At 54.8% G+C, this 18,048-nt stretch carries 15 protein-coding genes; 4 read left to right on the top strand and 11 right to left on the bottom strand.

What is annotated here, in order from left to right:
* Positions 1–63: 63 nt before the first annotated feature.
* The 6 genes from rpsI to CGL_RS02900 all read right to left on the bottom strand — a co-directional run bounded on the left by rpsI (position 64) and on the right by CGL_RS02900 (position 6,755).
* Complete coding sequence (gene rpsI, locus CGL_RS02925) at positions 64–612, bottom strand: 30S ribosomal protein S9 (RefSeq protein WP_003854537.1); 549 nt, start codon at positions 610–612, stop codon at positions 64–66.
* Entirely contained in the window at positions 612–1,055 is a 444-nt protein-coding gene (rplM, locus tag CGL_RS02920; protein WP_003854535.1) for a 50S ribosomal protein L13, read from the bottom strand. Before rplM ends, rpsI begins: the two co-directional genes overlap by 1 nt.
* 355 nt (positions 1,056–1,410) lie before the next feature.
* Positions 1,411–1,701, bottom strand: a complete 291-nt coding sequence (locus tag CGL_RS02915; RefSeq protein ID WP_003854533.1) for a WXG100 family type VII secretion target — start codon at positions 1,699–1,701, stop codon at positions 1,411–1,413.
* Positions 1,702–1,732: 31 nt separating this feature from the next.
* A complete protein-coding gene (locus tag CGL_RS02910; protein ID WP_011013743.1) occupies positions 1,733–2,059 on the bottom strand; it encodes a WXG100 family type VII secretion target in 327 nt (108 codons plus the stop codon).
* Positions 2,060–2,229: 170 nt separating this feature from the next.
* On the bottom strand, positions 2,230–3,132 hold the full coding sequence (locus tag CGL_RS02905; RefSeq protein WP_011013742.1) for a type VII secretion-associated protein: 903 nt from the start codon (positions 3,130–3,132) through the stop codon (positions 2,230–2,232).
* A complete protein-coding gene (locus CGL_RS02900) occupies positions 3,129–6,755 on the bottom strand; it encodes a type VII secretion protein EccC (protein ID WP_011265582.1) in 3,627 nt (1,208 codons plus the stop codon). The genes CGL_RS02905 and CGL_RS02900 overlap by 4 nt, the downstream gene beginning before the upstream one ends.
* A 214-nt stretch (positions 6,756–6,969) precedes the next feature.
* On the opposite strand from CGL_RS02900, the gene eccD reads away from it, so the two are divergent.
* Together eccD and mycP are read left to right on the top strand one after the other, a co-directional pair.
* Positions 6,970–8,352: a type VII secretion integral membrane protein EccD gene (eccD, locus tag CGL_RS02895; RefSeq protein ID WP_011013740.1), complete on the top strand. Its 1,383-nt coding sequence runs from the start codon at positions 6,970–6,972 to the stop codon at positions 8,350–8,352.
* 1 nt (position 8,353) lies between these two features.
* The gene (mycP, locus tag CGL_RS02890) at positions 8,354–9,598 is read left to right on the top strand and encodes a type VII secretion-associated serine protease mycosin (protein WP_011013739.1); all 1,245 of its coding nucleotides are present in this window, start codon (positions 8,354–8,356) and stop codon (positions 9,596–9,598) included.
* A 144-nt stretch (positions 9,599–9,742) separates the two neighbouring features.
* Here mycP and CGL_RS02885 read toward each other — a convergent pair whose 3' ends face one another.
* From CGL_RS02885 to eccB, 4 genes are all read right to left on the bottom strand, one after another.
* The gene (locus CGL_RS02885; protein ID WP_003860653.1) at positions 9,743–10,171 is read right to left on the bottom strand and encodes a TIGR02611 family protein; all 429 of its coding nucleotides are present in this window, start codon (positions 10,169–10,171) and stop codon (positions 9,743–9,745) included.
* Positions 10,172–10,370: 199 nt separating this feature from the next.
* Positions 10,371–11,678 carry an SAM-dependent methyltransferase gene (locus CGL_RS02880; protein WP_011013738.1) on the bottom strand — a complete coding sequence of 436 codons (1,308 nt, stop codon included), beginning with the start codon at positions 11,676–11,678 and terminating at the stop codon, positions 10,371–10,373.
* An 84-nt stretch (positions 11,679–11,762) separates the two neighbouring features.
* Positions 11,763–13,310 carry an FAD-binding oxidoreductase gene (locus tag CGL_RS02875; protein ID WP_011013737.1) on the bottom strand — a complete coding sequence of 516 codons (1,548 nt, stop codon included), beginning with the start codon at positions 13,308–13,310 and terminating at the stop codon, positions 11,763–11,765.
* 18 nt (positions 13,311–13,328) lie between these two features.
* Positions 13,329–14,588 (bottom strand): type VII secretion protein EccB, encoded by a 1,260-nt coding sequence (gene eccB / locus CGL_RS02870; protein WP_011013736.1) that lies wholly within the window; start codon positions 14,586–14,588, stop codon positions 13,329–13,331.
* A gap of 184 nt (positions 14,589–14,772) precedes the next feature.
* Between eccB and CGL_RS02865 the strand changes: the two genes are divergently transcribed.
* Together CGL_RS02865 and CGL_RS02860 are read left to right on the top strand one after the other, a co-directional pair.
* On the top strand, positions 14,773–15,078 hold the full coding sequence (locus CGL_RS02865; protein ID WP_011013735.1) for a hypothetical protein: 306 nt from the start codon (positions 14,773–14,775) through the stop codon (positions 15,076–15,078).
* Positions 15,079–15,102: 24 nt separating this feature from the next.
* Positions 15,103–15,561: a GNAT family N-acetyltransferase gene (locus tag CGL_RS02860; protein ID WP_011013734.1), complete on the top strand. Its 459-nt coding sequence runs from the start codon at positions 15,103–15,105 to the stop codon at positions 15,559–15,561.
* Here CGL_RS02860 and CGL_RS02855 read toward each other — a convergent pair whose 3' ends face one another.
* The gene (locus CGL_RS02855; protein ID WP_011013733.1) at positions 15,562–17,961 is read right to left on the bottom strand and encodes a DUF6541 family protein; all 2,400 of its coding nucleotides are present in this window, start codon (positions 17,959–17,961) and stop codon (positions 15,562–15,564) included. It lies immediately after the preceding gene.
* Between the last annotated feature and the right edge of the window lie 87 nt (positions 17,962–18,048).

The raw sequence follows: 18,048 nt of genomic DNA, 5'->3' as shown, positions 1-18,048 counted from the left end.
TGCGGAAAACCCGCCCCACCGAGAAATTCGGCGAAACGGGTTTGCGCAAACGTTGAGTAAATATCAACGCTTGGAGTACTGAGGTGCACGACGTGCCTTGTGCAGACCAGCCTTCTTACGCTCAACTGCACGAGCGTCACGAGTGAGGAAGCCAGCCTTCTTCAGCTCGCCGCGCTCTGCTGGGTTGTATGCGTTCAGTGCACGTGCAATTGCGAGGCGGAATGCGCCAGCCTGTCCGGTTGGGCCACCACCCTTCAGGGTTGCAACGATGTCGAACTGGTTCTCGCGGTCCAGGAGGACCAAAGGAGCCTTGATCAGCTGCTGGTGCAGCTTGTTAGGGAAGTACTCTTCCAGGGTGCGACCGTTGCACTTGAACTCGCCGGAGCCAGCTACAAGGCGGACGCGAACGATGGCGCGCTTACGGCGACCAACGGTCTGGATTGGGCCGTCGAGTACTACTGGTGCAGCCTCGATGGTCTCTTCTTCGGAAGCAGTAGCAATTGCATCGCCGATGGTGTTGGTGAACTCCTCGGTTGCAGCGGTTGCTGCAGCGATGTCAGCAGCGTCTGCGACGTTGCTCTCTACGTTCTCGTTCTGGATAGGCTCTGACATTACTGGGCCACCTTCTTGATCTCGTAGGCCTCAGGCTTCTGAGCAGCGTATGGGTGCTCGGAGCCGGAGAAAACGTGCAGCTTCTTTGCGGAAGCAGCAGTGAGCTTGTTGTGTGGCATCATGCCGACGATGGAATCCTCGATGGTGCGCTCTGGGTGCAGATCCAGGGAACGACCCAGGGTCATGGACTTCAGGCCACCAGGGTAACCGGAGTGGCGGTAACGCATTTCGCGCTCGCGCTTGTTGGAGGTAACTGCAACCTTGTCAGCGTTGATCACGATTACGTGGTCGCCGCAGTCAACGTTAGGTGCGTACAAAGGCTTGCCCTTGCCGCGAAGTAGGTCAGCGGCGTGGGTTGCCAGGCGACCCAGAACCACGTCAGTGGCGTCGATGACGTACCACTTACGGGTGATGTCACCGCTCTTCGGGTGGTAAGTAGACACAATGACTCCTTGAATTAGTCGGTCTAGAACTGCCAGCCAGGAATATGTTCGGAAGGAAGCTAAATTCGGCGGCCGGTGGTGACCCGAATTTGTCCTGCTGTCCAAGCGCACCCCTTAAAGGGGAGGTTTGACTCCACACACAAAGAGTAAAGTGTACTATCTCTGCGTTGAAAAACCAAAAAGAAGGTGACCAGCGGAAAAGCTAGTGACCTTCTTTGAAAAACTGGGTTAAACCGAAATTGCATAGCCTAGCGGGGTTACGGGAAAAACCTGGGGTGTGTTTTCGCTATTTTTTGCCTTTTTAAAAAGTGCAGCAACCCCGCTAGCAATCAAAGCCAGCCTTTACAACTAGCCCTTATGCACCCCAGCTTGCTGCTGCGCGGCGGTTCACATCAGACATACGTTCAGCGCCTTGGGCAACGGTGTTGGAGATGGTGGCAAGGATGGTGTTGAGTTCTGCTGCTGCGCGGTCCCACTTCAGCTGCGCCTCGCTGTATGCTTCGCTGGATTCGCCCTCCCAGCTGGCTACCATCGGCTGCAGTTGAGATTTCAGGCCATCAAGTAGAGAGTTGATTCGACCTGAGGTGGAGTTGATGTCGGTTGCGGCACCTTGGATGGCACCGAATTCATAGCGGATCATGTCCATGTTCTTGGTTCCTTATTCTTCTTTGAGAGTTTTACAGTGGGAGTCCAGCGCCGTCGCCAGCACCGACAGCGTTGAATGCCTGGGAGTTGTCGGCTTCAGTGTTTTCGAAGCTGCGCGCGTTGTGGCGGATGTTGTCAGAGATGGACGCCAGTGCTTCCTGCAGTTGGCGTGCTGATGAGTTCCAGCGGTTCATCAGGGAGTCGAAGCTGACCTGTGCTTGGCCGGCCCAGCTGCCGCGTACGGAATCAACAACTCCGCGAAGTCGGCTCAGTTCGCCCTGAACTTGATCGTTAATGTCGTCTACCTGGCTCGCCGTCGCGAGCATCACATCGGATTCTGTCCTGAAAAGATTTGACATTGGTTCGCCCCTCCTCGAACGAAATGATTTTAAAGTTCACCAGTTTCTCTGGTGTTCCCCCGGAAAAGCTTTTTGCCTTTCCTATTTATGTTGGACTGTGAAAGTCGCGTTTTGGTTCCCTATTTTTCAAAACTTTTTTATTCCGGCCCTATTCCGGATAGAAACCGGCATCATTTCAGCGTCAGATGCTCAATCACATTTCGGCATTGTGCCTTGTGAACAAGGGTTTCGGCGGCTTTGCTATGGCACCCAACGTTGAGTTGTCGGTCGGTGTCAAACCAGGTCACCCACAGCACATGAGAGCCATCGCCGGGTGTTTCGCGGTAGTCGATGGTGGTTTTCTCGCCCCACTCCCCTGCGGGAATTTCCTCCAGCGAAGGATCCTCGGTGATCAGGCGGCGCAGCTCTTCGGCAACCAGCGCGGCGTCCGCGCCGTGCAGCGGATCGACGCCCACGTGGATGCGCAGATTCGGGTCGGGGCCTTCCAGGTAGCGCGACTGTTCGTCGCTTCGCATTTCAAAACCAAATGGCGCCTCAATAAGCAGGTCCTCGGTCACGAGCACGGTGGGCTGGGGTTGGGGTTGATTGCTTATCGACGTCTCCCCCTGCGTTGAAATCTCCGCCACCTTATCTACCGGCCGTGAGTCCACTGGCCCAGTGAAACCCGAAATCACCCAAATACCAGCAATAGAACCAACCAATATGCTGACCAACAACAGGTGTAGTGGCTTGATGCCGTAGAACTGGCGGACTTGTTTTCCACTCGTGGGCCGTTTAATTTTCGGTGGTTCCTCCGCAACGGGAGGTGCTTCTACTCCAACCCCACCGCAGGTCACGCCTTTGGAAGCAAACATGGAGGTGAGTGCATTGACTACGTTGTCGGTGCCATCCACCACGATCTCAACAGTCGGCCAGTTTTCACCTGCTATTTGTTTCACTTGATCCAGCACAGCAGAGTGAGCCCATCCATCAAGGATGCCTTCGGCAGCCAGGTCATAGCGGTAGATGGTTTCAGGGCCGTCAAAGATGGTGGCGGTTTCTAGGACTGTGATGGTGATTGTTTGGGTGCTCATGAGTCATCACCTATGCGTGCCATCTGTGCAACACCGATGTTTTCACCACGGATGGACATCGTGGCACGTCCTGGTGGTTGTGCTGTGGGTTTGATGCCTAGGATAGCGCCTTCGTCGCGGTCGGCGTCGAAAAGCACGACGTGCGGTGATTGGTCCTTGATCTCGGACATGACCGGATCGTAGAGCGCACGCGAGGCGCCACCGGCTTTGCGGGTGAGCACGATGTGCAGGCCTACGTCTCTTGCATGCGGGATGATCTCGCGCAGCGGGTGCAGGGTGCCGGCGGGGAGCAAATCATAATCATCGATAACTAAATAAATGTCGGGCCCCTGCCACCAGGAACGATCGCGGAGTTCTTGGGCGGTGATATCAGGTCCTGGAAGTCTGGCGGATAGCGTAGCCACCATGTCTTTGATGGTGTTGTGGACTGCTGTGGAAGTAGCACAATAAGCAGCCAACATGTCTTCGGGGACCAGGCCTAGGTGGGTGCGTCGAAGGTCGAAAAATACCAAGCGTGCTTTCTCCCGCCCCACAATTGTCAGACCCGTGACAATCGTGCGGATCAGCGAGGATTTGCCACAACCTTGAGAACCAAAAGCTAGAAGGTGGCGGCTGGATTCTGGATCCCACGTCAGCGTGGATAGTTCAGCACCTCCCCGTGCAATCGGGATGCCAGGTGTCGCAGAAAGCTCAAGCTCGTGAAGCAGGATATGCGCAGGCAGCACGCTTAATTGTGGGACCTGCTGCCATCCTTGCCCATCGGCCATGACGCATACCTGGGCGATGTCTTGGCCAGACGCATGAGCAATAAGGATGTGTTCTTTATCCAGGTTGAGGCCACGCCCAGGTTTCGACGGGATCCGAAGCTGAGCTTTACGATCAATCACCGAATCCATGGCTTCGCCGAGTTTCAATTCGATTCTGCCAGTCACCAGATCGCGGACCGCGGGGCGGATGGAACTCCAGCGTTGAGTGCTTAAAACTAAATGCACCCGCGAGGCAAGGCCGTTGGCGGCGATGTCTACGAAGGCGTCGAAAAGCTCGTCGAATTCTTGGGTGATGGTGTGCCAGCCGTCCACAATAAGGAAGGTGTGGCGTTGTTCAGGGTGGTTGATCAGGCCTCGTACTTCATCGACAACTCGGCGGACTTTCTCTGGATCTTTGCGTCCTGCCACGCCTGCAACATGAGGCAGCCGGGAGAGATTTTCCAGGGAGGTTCCAGATAAATCCAGCACGTAAAAGCGGATGTTTTCTGTGCTATGCGTTGCTGCCATGGAGATCACGATGCTGCGCAATGCCGTGGACTTTCCGGTTTGGGGCCCACCACAAATAGCCCAGTGTCCGCTTCCACCGTTGAGAGAAAAATCAATCAGCAATGGATCTTGTCGCTGTTGATAGGGTCTATCGATCATCCCGATCACGGCGCTTAGCTCACCGACATCATCAGCCAAAGCACCAATCGAAACTTCTGCCGGCAACGGTGGCAACCAGATGCGATGAGCGCTTAACCCCCGCAACTTCGCGGCGCTGATGGCGCGCGCAACCACGGCGTCGATAAGCGTCTCGGTGCTTTGCTCGACAATCACCTCCTCTTTGGGTTCCTCCCAGCTGGTAAAAAGGCGCACCCGGGACTGCGTTGGTGCGAGGTGATGGCGACGCATGATGGGGCCGGATACATAACTTGCTTGGAAGCGGGTGACGGTGTCGACGTCGGATTTGAGGAAACCTGCGCCGGGTTGGCTGGGTAATTGATATGCGTCAGTGATGCCTAATACCTGGCGCGATTCGGATGCGGAAAAGGTTTTTAAGCCGATCCGGTAGGACAAGTGGGAATCCAATCCGCGCAACCGCCCCTCTTCCAGACGTTGGCTAGCGAGCAACAAATGGATGTGTAAGGAACGGCCCAAGCGTCCGACGGCGACGAATAGGTCTGCGAAATCGGGATGTTGGCCAAGCAACTCCGAGAATTCATCGATCACAATGAGCAGCGCGGGCATCGGTTTCACACCATCACGCTGGTTGTATTCATCCACATTGGCGCAGCCACCTGCCTGCCGAAGGGCTTCTTGCCTGCGGTTCATCTCACCCGAAATCGCATCATGCATGCGCTCCACCAGCACGGACTCTTCCTCCAAGTTGGTGATCACCGCGGACGTGTGAGGCAGCTGCTCGAAGCCCAAAAAGGTGGCGCCACCTTTAAAATCCACCAACACCAGATTCAATTCCTCAGGCGAATGGGTGATCGTCAAACCTAGAACAAGTGTTCTTAAAAGTTCGGATTTTCCGCTGCCAGTAGCGCCGATGCACAGCCCATGTGGTCCCATTCCGCCGTGCGCCGATTCCTTCAGATCCAGTACCATCGGCCGACCGGACGCGTTCAAACCCAAGGGCACCGCCAAACGAGTTTTAGGCTGCGTGCGCTTGTTCATCCATAAGGTTTCTGGAGTTAAATGCTCCACGTCATCAATCCCCAAAAGGGACAGCAATTCACCAGAGCTCGCCGCGTGTGCTGTGGTTGTGCGTCGAAAAGCAGTCAAACGGCGGCCAAAAACCTCCGCAAGCTCAGCGCTAACCGCATCCGGCGTGCCCAGCTCCTCCGCGCCGTGCGCGGTAGCCACATGCAGACGCTTATCGACGTGCAACAGCAGCCCTTCATCCTCTGCCAGCTGGCCCAATGCGGTGCTGGTCTGCGCGCCAACGTTGATGATCGTGGTCCATTGGGGGTCATCAATGAAGCTTTCGGTGCCGTTGGTCAACACGGAATCCACCAGCAAAATCCGAAAGGCTGCCTTCTCCGGATCGCGGGTGTGCGGTACCCATTTCAGCCACTCCCAACCCGACTCCCCGATCGCTTTGATACCCACCACCTCCGGTCCGTGGTGGTACAACAACTGCACAACCAGCGCCCGCGCCAGATCATGTGCGCCCGCACCGTTGAGCCCAATGAATCGAAACGCCTGCAACTGAACCGACACCGGCATGCTCTGCACCGACCCCACATCCCGAATGGTGTGACGCAACGACACCGCACATACCGGATCAAGATCCTCCGGCGCACCCGAATCACTCACGTTAATAGCCGGATCAAGCCTGGTCACGCCCAAACCAAAACGGATTTCCAAACAATCTTGATCATCTTGGGTGCGCTCCCACATCCGCCGAGTCCCCAACGTGGACCACAAGGTTGCTGGATCAGGATGCCTGTGCCATTCATGCCTGCGCTGCATCGCCGCGTGATCTGTCGCTTTCGCCCGCAATGCACCCAGGTGACGTAAATAGGTGCGCCGAACCTCATCAGTATCGTCACCTTCAGGTGGGGCGAACATCATCAGGACGCTCATACCCATCATCATTGGAAAAATCAAGACCATAGGATTTAACTGCCCACTGGTAAGGATCATCAGCGCCACCATCGCCAGCACCATGGCCACCATGGCCACCATGATCACAGGCATCAATACTTTGAGCAGTGGTTTCGGCGCTGGACGTACCGCTTGTGGCACAGCTTCAGCGATCAGCGGCTCCGTTGGCAGCGGTGGCGCCGGATCGCGTTCTGGCCACGTCACCGGTTCCACGATGTAACCAGTTGGTGATTGTTCTTGTCGCTCCACTGATGTTGTCATTTTCTAACTCCCCCGAGTTCTTCTTGTCTTGCCTAGTGTCGTGCTTTTTAGAAAGTCATCTAAAAAAGAAAAGGCTGTCAATAAGTGTTTGACTGGAAAAACGGCCAAAAGGTTCCCTTGAATGTGAAATTAGGGGAATTCTCACCAACGCTGCTCCCCGTCCCCTTTTGCTGGCATACTCAAAGACACATTTGTTGGGGGACAATTTTGGGGGTTGGTTATTTTGGCAATCGATAATGCGCTGCGCGTGAGCATCCGCATAGATCTCACCGTTGGCGATGCGCCCGCTGCTGTGGCTGATGTGGCGCTACCTGCAGGTTCGAGTCTGGCGGACATTTTGGATGAAATTTTAGAACTCACCGATGCACCCCGGATTTCCAGGCCGTGGGTGGCTCACACTGCTGCGGGAAGTCCCATTGATTGCGGGATTCCGCTTGCAGAAACACAAGTGGAACAAGGCAGCGTGGTGGTCCTTTCACCCGAAAGGGACTTGGAAGCCCCCGTGTTGCGTGATGTCGCCGAAGCGTTGGTGGAGTTTTCTTCCACGAACCGCGCCGGGCACCTCGTGGAATTGATGACTTTCGCGGGGCTCATCGGGGCTGCCGTGTTAATGACAAGTCCTGCTGCCTCCGGAATTATTGTGCCCGGCCGCATGGGAATCTTCGTCGCAATCTGCGCTCTACTGCTTCTGTGGCTCCCACCCGCGCACACCCCGATCCTTCGAAACGTCCTGCCGATTACCCTGATCTTGGGCGCAGGCGGAGCGGTATCAGTGCTGGTTGCAGGCACTTCTGGGACTTCTCCCGGCGCGCTTACCTGGACGATTTTCGCTGGCGCGTGCACTATTCTTGCCAGTTCGCTGCTGGTTCATGTGGTGTATCGTCCAGCAATTCTTCTGGTGGCAACACTGTCCACATTGGGGCTCGGTCTCTTAGTCCTTGCAGCAACCACCACTCTGTGGAAGCTCAAAGCTACCGAAGATTTCAGCGGTCCAGCAGCGATCACGGTCACCGCTTCCACCATCACCATGTGCTTCGCCCCGAAAATCGCAGCATCGCTAGCAGGCCTGCGCGTCCCATCGCTTCCCACCGCCGGCGAAGATCTCTCCGTCAGCGACCTCACCATGACTGATCCCGAGAAAAGAATAAAAACAACAAAGACGCTTTTCGACGCCCAGATCCTTGGCCTTGGCGTTTTGAGCGGGCCTTTGGCGTTGTTGTCGGTTACCCCGGGCACCTGGACAACCACCGTTTTTAGTTTATGCATCGCGGTGGCTTCGCTGCTTCACGCTAATCGTCATCAAGCACCAATTCCCACGTGGACATTGATGGGGTTATCTGCCCTTGGTTTCATTTCCATGGCGTTATCCGCAAGCCGATCAGGTTCACTAATTGCACTGATCGGTTCTGTGGTTATCATCGCTGTGCTGGTCAGCGTGGCATTGTGGATCAGTACAGTCCCCACGCTGGAACCCACCACCATTGTGTGGCTTGAAAGGTTGGAATCACTGTGTCTTGCAGCTAGTCTGCCACTCGCACTGCATTTGCTGGATGTATTTGGAATGCTGCGCGGTCTTGATATTGGATTCGGTGGATAAGATGCGCAGACTCATCGCGGTTAGCTTGGCCGCTCTGTTTATGTTGGCTTCCACTCCAGCGACGAGGGCACAGGAAGTAGAAGCTCTCGCTTGCCCCGAGGTAGCGATCGCCGATCCTTCCTCCGCAGTTTTAGATGAACACCTTTCGCAGTCATTATCCCAAGCTCACCAACTAGCAACTGGCGCCGGTGTGATGGTGGCAGTCATCGACACCGGAGTATCCCTGCATCCACGTCTGCCCCACTTAATTCCCGGCGGTGATTTCGTGGGCGCCCACCAAAGCCCCGATGTGCCAGGTGAACTTATCGATTGCGACGGCCACGGCACCATCGTCGCCGGAATCATCGCCTCCCAAGGAAACCCCGGCACCGGCTGGCCATATGACGGCAGCTCCGATCCTTATATCGGTGTCGCCCCAGATTCCGGAATCATCTCCATTAAACAAACCAGCTCATATGTGCGTACTCGTGAAGATTCCAACGTCGGAACGCTGAGCACCCTGGCGGAATCCATCCACCGAGCTCTCGATTCCGGTGCCCACGTGATCAATATTTCCGTGGTGTCCTGTTTGCCCCAATCACCCGACGAGGCCGCATCGTTCCAGCCTCTGACGGATGCTCTTAACAGAGCAGAACTTCAAGGGGTGATAGTGGTGGCAGCAGCAGGAAACCTCGGGCAGGATTGTCCAGTTGGATCTACCGTTTATCCTGCACATTCAGACACTGTGCTCTCTGTGTCGGCACGTTTTGATTCTCACACGCTTGCAGAATATTCCATGCCTGGCAACCAACAAATCCTCTCTGCACCAAGCCACATTCAGGCTGGTCTATCACCGCGTGGCGACGGCTTCGCCAGCCACATGATCACCACCGCTGGCGAAAGCCCCTTCGAGGGCACCAGTTTTGCCGCTCCAGTTGTCAGCGCCACAGCTGCACTGCTTCGCCAGCATTTTCCCTTTGCCACACCCTATGAAATTCGTGCACGAATCTTCAACAGCATCGACCCTGCAAGAGGCGCTATTGATCCCTACCTGGCACTTACTCAAGAAATCTATCCCACCACTCCCCTGGTTCATGAGATCGCACTAAGTGTTCCCACGCCGCCGGATGATTCTCCACGGGAGCGGGGCATCCTAGTTACCGCAATCATTGTTGGGTTGCTCGCAGTGTTAGCTGTGCTGATGGGACTACGCCGAATTCATCATCACTCGGCCTTTCAAAAAGCTAGCTCAAGTGTTATCACTTAATCTATGAGGCACCGTTCAGAATCCCATCAACCGCAAGAGCCCAAACCAACTACACAAACGACTCAGGAATCTGTATCGCATGCCTTGGATGAGATCTTTTCCAGGCGCTCCGAATTAATGGATCGCCTTCAAAGCGAATAGTTGCTAGCGGCTCAACCCAAGCCAGGTGAAGAACTCATCTGCCCACGGGATAGTTCCGGCGTGCCACATCAACCAAAATGTCACGATGAACACCACCCAAATCAGCAGAATCATCAGTGCCAACATCGCCATGCGGAAGCGGAATGATTTCTTGCCGTACCAGGTGAAGAAGCGATCATACTGATGCACTCCCCAGGCCAGGAGGTTCTTCGCCCATTTAAGCTCCAGAGACAAAATGCCCACACCAATGAAGGTGGTCAGCCAGCCTTGGCCGGGAAGTGGAATGGTGATCAGACCGATGATCGTGACCAACCATCCAAGGATCAGGGTGCCTGGCCGAACTAAGAAGCCGAACTTCTTCTGCTTTGATCGCGCGTGTGCTTCTTGTAGTCGGTCAATGCGGTCACTGACCATTTCTCGCATCGTGCCCATGGGTTAACTACAGGTCTCCGCGGGTGGGAAGGAGACATCGATAAACATGGGGTGTGGCATGGGCATAGTTACAGATGCATCCTGAAAGTGTTGAAATCCGCAAAAGCAGGTGGGAAATGGGACAGTCGCTAATTGCTAGTCGAGTTTACCTACAATTAACTCCTGCCCCTAGGGAACCTTAAAAAGAAACATTGTTTCTTTAGATAGTCCACCACATTCTTTCAGGAACTTCTCCGCGACTTCCCTGCTCATCGAGTTTCACACCCAGTACTTGGTGCAGCTGGACGATGTTGTGGGCAAATCCCCATTCCGAACCTGCCATGTACAGGCCAAAGAGTCGTGCAGTGGGTTCACCGGCGAGTTCAACTGCTTCCTCCCAATTTTCTTTGAGGTTTTCGCACCACGCGTGCAGGGTGCGTTGGTAATCAAAGCGGAGGTTTTCTTCGTGCAGCACTTCGAAACCGTTGTCCTGCATGTGCTTGATCAGGGTGCCAGAGCCAGTGAGTTCACCGTCGGGGAAAATGTAGCGATCAATAAATGCACCTGCGTGGCGGGGGCGGTTGTCTGGGTAGGTGATGCTGTGGTTGAGCATCAGTCCGCCTGTTTTGAGTTTGCTGCTGAGCAATTCAAAGTAGTCGGGATAGTTGTTCACACCGATGTGTTCAATGATGCCGATTGCTGAGATCGCATCGAATCCAGTTTCTGGAACATCGCGGTAATCCATGAAGCGAATTTCCGCGAGGTCTTCCAAACCTTGGCGTTTGATCTCTGCTTGACCCCACTCATATTGCTGTTCAGACAGCGTAACTCCGATGGCTTTCACACCGTGTTTGGCGGCGTAGCGGACCATGCCTCCCCAACCGCATCCCACGTCTAGGAGGCGATCGCCTTCTTTCAGACGCAGTTTTTCAAAGATGAGGCGGTATTTGTTTTCTTGGGCTTCTTCCAAACTTGATTCTGGCGTTGGATAATACGCGCAGGTATAGGTCATGGAATCATCTAAAAACAGGGAGTAGAACTCATTGCCCACGTCGTAGTGGTAGCTAATGGCTTTCTTGTCGCGGGATTTCGAGTGCCTGGATGCTAGCCCGTTGATCAGTGCTTTACGCCATGCAGGGGCTTGTTCCATTGGTGGAATTTCCTGGAATTTTAAGGCATTCATTTTCCGCAGAGTCCACATGATCTGCAAGGTGGTGGATGCATCTGGGCGTTTGAAGCAGCGGTAGAACTCCTTCAACGCATCAAAGATCCCATAAGGATGGCCGGGATGCTCACCTTCCACGATGAGGTCTCCCATGAGGTAGGCACGTGCCAAACCCAAATCTCCTGGCGCTGTTGCGATGTAGGATACTGCATCCGTGTTGGCAACAAACAGCTGGTAGGGAGCATCTTCAGGGCCAGTGAAGCTTCCATCGAAGGCAGTGATGTGGAATGGGATGGGTGCAGTGGTCGTGGCCTCGACGATGTCGGCGATGGTCATGAGGTCCTGCGCTACGGCGTTACTCATAATGCTTTGCTTTCTCTTCTTGTGCATTTTTTTAAAATGTGGCCACAAGTAGTGACCACAAGCCTCTACCTACAGTGAGCGATCCTAGGCGCCTTTTACTGTCTTTTCATACAAACCGGGGAATCGGCTGTGGGGATCCCACTGCTTTTTTAGCAGCGCCGGGATGGTTCCGCCATAAAGTTTTTCAAAGTCTTCCCTGGTGTAGAACGCTTCGGAGTACAGCGATTTATGTCCGCCTAGCTCTGCCATGACGCGTTCGATTTCTCTGTTAAATGCTCCCTCTGGTGCATCGGAGCCCATCAGATCAACCGGCACTGAGGACCAGAATCCGATGTTGACCCACAGCACGTCCTTCTTCAAGGGATACAGCGGCCAAGGGTGTTCAGCAGCACCGGAGTCGATTGCTTCAGCGGAGCTCAAAATTTCTCCAGCACCAACCGAACTACCTGGTACCTCCCGAAGCTTGATCGGGCACAGCCACAGCGGCTCGATGTCGCTGCTTTCAAAGAACCATTTCAAAAATTCTGGCAGTTTATCAATCGTAACTTCCACGTCTTGGACCACCCGTTCCCTAGCCGGGCGGCCTTTGCGCTCTTCCAGGCGATCAGCGATGGAGTATTTTCGATCCCAGCCGATGATCTTCCAATAGAAACTCGAGCGCAGCAGATCCCTGGGCCAGAGTTTGCGCACCACGGGGTTTTGGGTGCCGAATGCGCGTGAACACCAGAACCAGTCGGTGTCCCAGCGCCAGATGTAATCGCGGATTGTCAGGCGGTCATAGGTGATGCCCTCTGGGTGTTGCAGGGAGCGGTAGTAGCTTAAATCCCTGGTGTAATCGCTGGTGGGGCCAGGTTGTGAGGTTTGCGTGCCAAGAACTAAGTAGGCTTCCGTGGGTGAAAACACCACGCCGTCAAGGTAATCGACGGGTTGGTTATCAAACTCCAGAGAAGACGCGACTTCCTCAATCGCTTTGGTCAAAGACTCTAAATCGTTGAAGCGCACGTGGCGCAGCTGGACGTAATCTTGCACTGGTTCCAGCTCAATTTTTAGCCGCACCGCGTATCCCAGCGAACCATAAGAGTTGGGAAAACCTCTGTAAAGGTCGACATTTTCTGTGGGCGAGCAAGTCACGATCTCACCAGTGCCGGTAAAAATATCCATCTCCAGCACTGATTCGTGTGGCAAACCGTTGCGGAAGGATGTGGATTCCACGCCCATTCCGGTCACTGCGCCACCAAGCGTGATGGTTTTCAGTTGAGGCACAACCAACGGCATCAGACCATAACTTAAAGTGGCATCTACCAGGTCTTCATACGTGCACATGCCCTGTACATCGGCGGTGGCATTGACCGGATCAATGGCAATCACTCCCCCAAGCGCTGCCACATCTAGGCCGTGACCTGCATCGGAGCGTCCACGGAACAGGTTGGAGGTTTTCTTAGCTAAACGCACCCGCTCCCCAGCAGGAATCGCGTCAAAGCTTCTCTTAAGCTTTGTAATTGCCTCCCAATGGGCGTTCCAGCCTTTGGGGATTACCTCTTTTTGATCTACTCCACGACCAATGGACAAGCTGTTGCTCAGTTTTCCGATGGTCTTTAAAAAAGTACTATCCGGGTCAACTAATCCGCTCATGTAAGGCCACCATACTCCTTAATAGGTGGGCGCGAGCGCTGTCTCTTTTGCTAATTCACTTCCCTGCGGCAACAATCGCAGCACGCTCCACGGCACGACCTGCACGTCAGTGATTCCTAGGGCAACCATCGATTCACCAGTAGAAACAGGGTGCATCAGCCCAAAATCAGAGACCACATAGTAGCCAAAGCCACTGTCCACGCCCACTGCCCCACCAGCGTTTGTGCTGAAACTTTTCGCCCTGGAATCACCAGATAGCGCCACCCCCGATTCCAGAGTTTCCAGGAAACCGATCTGGCCTTCACCATCCGCGCAGGCAAAACCACCGTCCAGATCTTGCCAAGAAACTGTTTGCTCGGGCAGCGTCAAGGTGTTGGCTGTTTCTTCATGCACACCAAGAAGCGCGGTGGGGTCGGGGAAAACACCGGAACCGGCGTCGATAAGCAACCCGCGCTGTAGCGGCGTGATTTCGGCGAGCGCCCCGTCGAGCCGTAACCAGTTGCGGGTGGAGGCGTCGACAAGCTCGGGCAGCGGGGCTGGGAAGCGGACCGCGTCGTGCTCGGGGATCGCGTTGAGCAGCTCAGTGGTCAGGTATACGCGCGGGGTGTCCTCGGAAATCCCCAGGTGGCGGCGCATAATGCGCCCATGTTCGCTGCCCCACGCCGGCAGTTCGCGGCGCCCGTCCGCGGTAATCAGGTTCCAGGTGACCTCGCCGGTTTCGCTTTTCGACGCCCCCAGCCACCCATTTCCTTCCGCAATCAGGGTGGGCCCTAGTCCGCCCCTAGGAACCGTAATGTGTAGATCCCCAGTGCCGACATCCTGGCACACAAACCAATCTTGCTCGGGTTCTTCGGTGCTGCTGAAAAGCCCCGGCGCATCAGGAACCCCCACCGGCACTCCGCGCGGCATGCCCGCGATGATCGCATCGCTGGCGTTCACCGGATCCACCGGCTCCCCCACAATCAACCGAGCCGAGGCCACATTAGCCACCGGATGCACCGACCCATCCAGCTGCACAAAGAGCGCGCCGGATTCAGAGCGGATCAACGGCGCATCGGCCGGATCCTTCGCGGGTCGAAAAATAGCCAACGCCAATGATCCCACCGCCAACATCACGCACGCCACCACCCCAAACACCAACGCCCGCCGGCGCCTACCAAGTGGATCATGAATCATGCGCACATCGCCCATCACCAACCCATGTTCGATGCGCCGCACCAGAAATTTATGCCCCGACACCTGCGCCGATGTCGTGGGCATCAACATGCCTTCAGCCATGTATTCCCCCAGCTTTAGATCTTTACATCCCCTAATCCAGGAACTGTAGTGCGCTGGTCCGGGATAAGACTAGTGAAAGTGGGAAGATTCTCAGATTTGCTTTTGAGGGAACCAAAAGGCGAGTTTTGCAGTCTAACAAAGGGTGCGACTTATGGCACCTTTGTGATACCTAAAATGAAGTTTTATGAAGGACCTCGGTAAATTACAACGCGCAATCGAAGAGAACTTAGCGGAGCATTTCTGCCATCTCCACCGGCATCTTGCATCCGCAACAATCACGCACACCGATGGCCTGCTCATCGCAGACAGTAGCCTCGACGATGACACGTTCAACATTATTGCGGGCGCACGCTTTACCCCTGAGATTGCAGCTGCGCGGATTGCTGAAACCACCGCTTTTGTAGAACATGCACTCCGTCCGTTTTCCTGGTGGGTCGGCCCCGCATCCAGCCCTAGAAATATCGGAGAGCTGCTCGTTGAGGCCCAATGAAATGCCTCCGAAACAGAAACAGGCATGTGGAAAGACTTAACCGAACCGCTGCCCGAAGCTTGCGCTGAGGGCTTAGAGATCCGGGTGGTTAAATCTCCCGAAGAGCTGGCAGATTACGCTGCAGTTCTTTCTGCGAATTGGAATCCACCCGCCGAAACTGTGCAGCGTTTCTATACCGAAGCAGCTGAATACGCACTGAGAAAGAACTCGCCCGCACTTTATCTGGTGGGTTATGCGGGCAACCGCGCAGTGTGTTCTGCGGAAGCATTCATACACGCGAGCGTAGTTGGAATCTACAATATCTCCACCCTTGAGCACAAACGCCGGCGTGGCTACGGCGGAGCCATCACCTTAGCCACGTTGCATACCGCACGTAACGCAGGGTGTGACACCGCCGTGTTGCAAGCTTCCGAAGATGGTGAGCCCGTTTATCGCAAACTAGGATTCACCGACTGCGGTCGATTTACTGAATACTCTTTGTGATTAGTTAGGGACCGTATGCGGCTTCGTTGGATCCGGTGCATACAGAGTTTCGGCTGAAGGCATCTCTGAGTTCACACCAGCAGGAACCGTTGGACGATGGTAATAAGTCTGATCTACCTCGTCTTCAGTTTCAGCCAACCCAAGCTCGCCCAAGGTAGGAAGCTCTGGCAGTGGTTCTGGAGAATTACCAGGTGCACGCATCTGATCCAGTTCGGCGTCAGTGAACATATCGTTGACTGCGAAGATCACCGAGTCGCCCTTCTTGTACACCGGTGTCACGCCTGGGGTTTGCCACAGCAGATCGATCTGGCGGAAGTTGGGGATCTGGAAATCCCAGAACGTCCACGGACTGATCATGAAGTAGCCGACGTTGAGATCACGAGCAGCCTGATCCACATCGTTGACTTGATCTGGGTTTTCATCGGTGCCCACACCTAGAAGTTGAGGCCACCAGAACAGCATCGCGGTGGCAGAGCCTTCGCCTGCTGCTGGCCATGCATAGTGGCGGGCCACGGAGTGCAAGCCGTTGTAGGCATACATCCAGCCGTTACCATCTGCGGGGTCACCCATGATGTTCATGTCAGCTCCACCTGGCTGTTGGATTAACCAGTCCCAGGCAGCCAAGTCGTTGTTGCTCACCATACGTTCATCATTGTGTGGCGCAAGGATTGTGGTTTCGGATCCTTCCTCTACAAAATCCTTCGCCCAAGTCTGCAATGGCACAGCCACAACAAGAGCCATCACCACAGAAACAACACCGGAAACAGTGGTGAACTTCTTTATTGGTCCCAAGCAGATCAAACGGATCACTGCGGCAGCGCCGATACCTGCGGCAGCAAAAGTGAACATGGCGACAGGCATGATCAAACGGTGTCCTGTGGAGTAATGCAGACCGCCCACGATGTTGAGCCAATCACCCCACGGCTCTTCAAAAGGCTTCAGCGAGTTAGCGGTCAACGCAACGCTGGCGAAGTAAAACACCGGCGCCCACAAGTTTCCGCGCCACACCAAAGCAACCACGCCACCGATTGCTGCGAATACCAGCACTGGGACGATGTCAATATTTCCGAAGAAATCAACATGGCGGGTCTCCATGAAAATAGACACCAACCAGGACTCGCTGCGGGTGACTTGTTCCTCAGCAGAATATGACAGCACATCTTCGGTTTGTTCGGAACCTGAAATCACCTGAGGCAGCATGAAGAGCACACCGATGATGCCCGTGATGGCCAGGATGCCGACATCCTTCAAACGGATACCGATGCCCGCCTTCCAGCCCTTCACTTTCTGGCTTGGAACCACCACGAGTTTGAGCAGCCACCACAGCAGCAACACCATGATCACGATGGTGGATGGGGCTGGATGCAGCTGGAACATACCCATGAACGCCAATGCTGCGGCAAAGATTCTTACCGGCACAGACGGAGTGGACATAAACAGCGCAAGCACCACACCTGAAGCACCGATCGCAGCAACATAAGGCCACGCACCCACGTAGTTACCAACCCAGAACAGTACCGGAGAGGCAATGGTGATCAGTCCAGCAAAGCCCGCACCAATCTGCGCGGTCAGTCCACGATTGTTGATCATCCGCCATGCAATCAGTGCAACAGCTAACGGCAGCAACAATCCGGACAGCACAATGCCAGTGAGGTTGGTGGCTTCAACAATCGTCAGATTTCCGACATCCGACAGCACCCATGCACCAGCATGCCATGCGCTTGGGTAGAACAGATCTTGCTGCGTTTCAATATTGCGCAGCTGCCCCATCATCGTGGATGACGCAATGCCGGTCTCATCTATAAAACGGACAGTCGAAGCATGCCAATGGACATCCCAGCCTTGGACGATATCGCCCAAACCATGCTCGGTGCTCAAGAGCAGATCAACGGCACGATCAATGATCAGCCACGCACCAGTGATAGCACCTGCGGCAGGCAGCAGCCAACGGTGATCCAAGATGCCACCGTCGCGCATGTAATCAAAGATCACGCGCCAGATTCCGCGACGCTCCGAGGTTTCAGATTCAGATTCGGCTGCTTCGTTTGTGCTCGATTCGGCAGGCTCCCCTGCAGATACCTCAGCATTTTCTGCCCGCTCTTCATCCGCGAGCGTCTGCCTGCGGATACGTGCTTTACGCCGACGTACAAGCCAACCACCGACAAAAAACAAGCGCCATACCAAAGCAACCGCAGCGAAAACCAATGTGGAAATAACTACAGAATGGAGATCAAAACGCATCTCCCACAAGCCCAGCAACCAGGCGGACAGGCCGTAAATACCGAAGGTGGCTGGGATGGAGGCTGCGATAGCCCAGGGCACTTTAAGGCCAGAAACCCACGAGACGACCAATCCTGGAACGGTAAATACCAACACCGCAATCCATAGTGTCGTCAGCATCTAGGTTCCCACTTCACTTTCTTGTGATTGTGCCAATTGTGTGGCGCACGCGCCTGCTTATCAGACATAAATGACTGAAAGATACGA

Source organism: Corynebacterium glutamicum ATCC 13032, assembly GCF_000011325.1.
Classification (GTDB): Bacteria; Actinomycetota; Actinomycetes; order Mycobacteriales; family Mycobacteriaceae; genus Corynebacterium; species Corynebacterium glutamicum.
The sequence above is the reverse complement of the archived record's forward strand: the minus strand, read 5'-3'. Positions and strand labels throughout refer to the sequence as shown.

Coding starts and splice junctions, on each gene's coding strand:
- CGL_RS02900 (WP_011265582.1), bottom strand. CDS start 6,755: ATGACAACATCAGTGGAGCGACAAGAACAATCACCAACTGGTTACATC.
- CGL_RS02865 (WP_011013735.1), top strand. CDS start 14,773: ATGAAGGACCTCGGTAAATTACAACGCGCAATCGAAGAGAACTTAGCG.
- CGL_RS02860 (WP_011013734.1), top strand. CDS start 15,103: ATGTGGAAAGACTTAACCGAACCGCTGCCCGAAGCTTGCGCTGAGGGC.
- CGL_RS02885 (WP_003860653.1), bottom strand. CDS start 10,171: ATGGGCACGATGCGAGAAATGGTCAGTGACCGCATTGACCGACTACAA.
- eccB (WP_011013736.1), bottom strand. CDS start 14,588: ATGGCTGAAGGCATGTTGATGCCCACGACATCGGCGCAGGTGTCGGGG.
- mycP (WP_011013739.1), top strand. CDS start 8,354: ATGCGCAGACTCATCGCGGTTAGCTTGGCCGCTCTGTTTATGTTGGCT.
- CGL_RS02905 (WP_011013742.1), bottom strand. CDS start 3,132: ATGAGCACCCAAACAATCACCATCACAGTCCTAGAAACCGCCACCATC.
- CGL_RS02880 (WP_011013738.1), bottom strand. CDS start 11,678: ATGAGTAACGCCGTAGCGCAGGACCTCATGACCATCGCCGACATCGTC.
- rpsI (WP_003854537.1), bottom strand. CDS start 612: ATGTCAGAGCCTATCCAGAACGAGAACGTAGAGAGCAACGTCGCAGAC.
- CGL_RS02915 (WP_003854533.1), bottom strand. CDS start 1,701: ATGGACATGATCCGCTATGAATTCGGTGCCATCCAAGGTGCCGCAACC.
- CGL_RS02855 (WP_011013733.1), bottom strand. CDS start 17,961: ATGCTGACGACACTATGGATTGCGGTGTTGGTATTTACCGTTCCAGGA.
- CGL_RS02910 (WP_011013743.1), bottom strand. CDS start 2,059: ATGTCAAATCTTTTCAGGACAGAATCCGATGTGATGCTCGCGACGGCG.
- CGL_RS02875 (WP_011013737.1), bottom strand. CDS start 13,310: ATGAGCGGATTAGTTGACCCGGATAGTACTTTTTTAAAGACCATCGGA.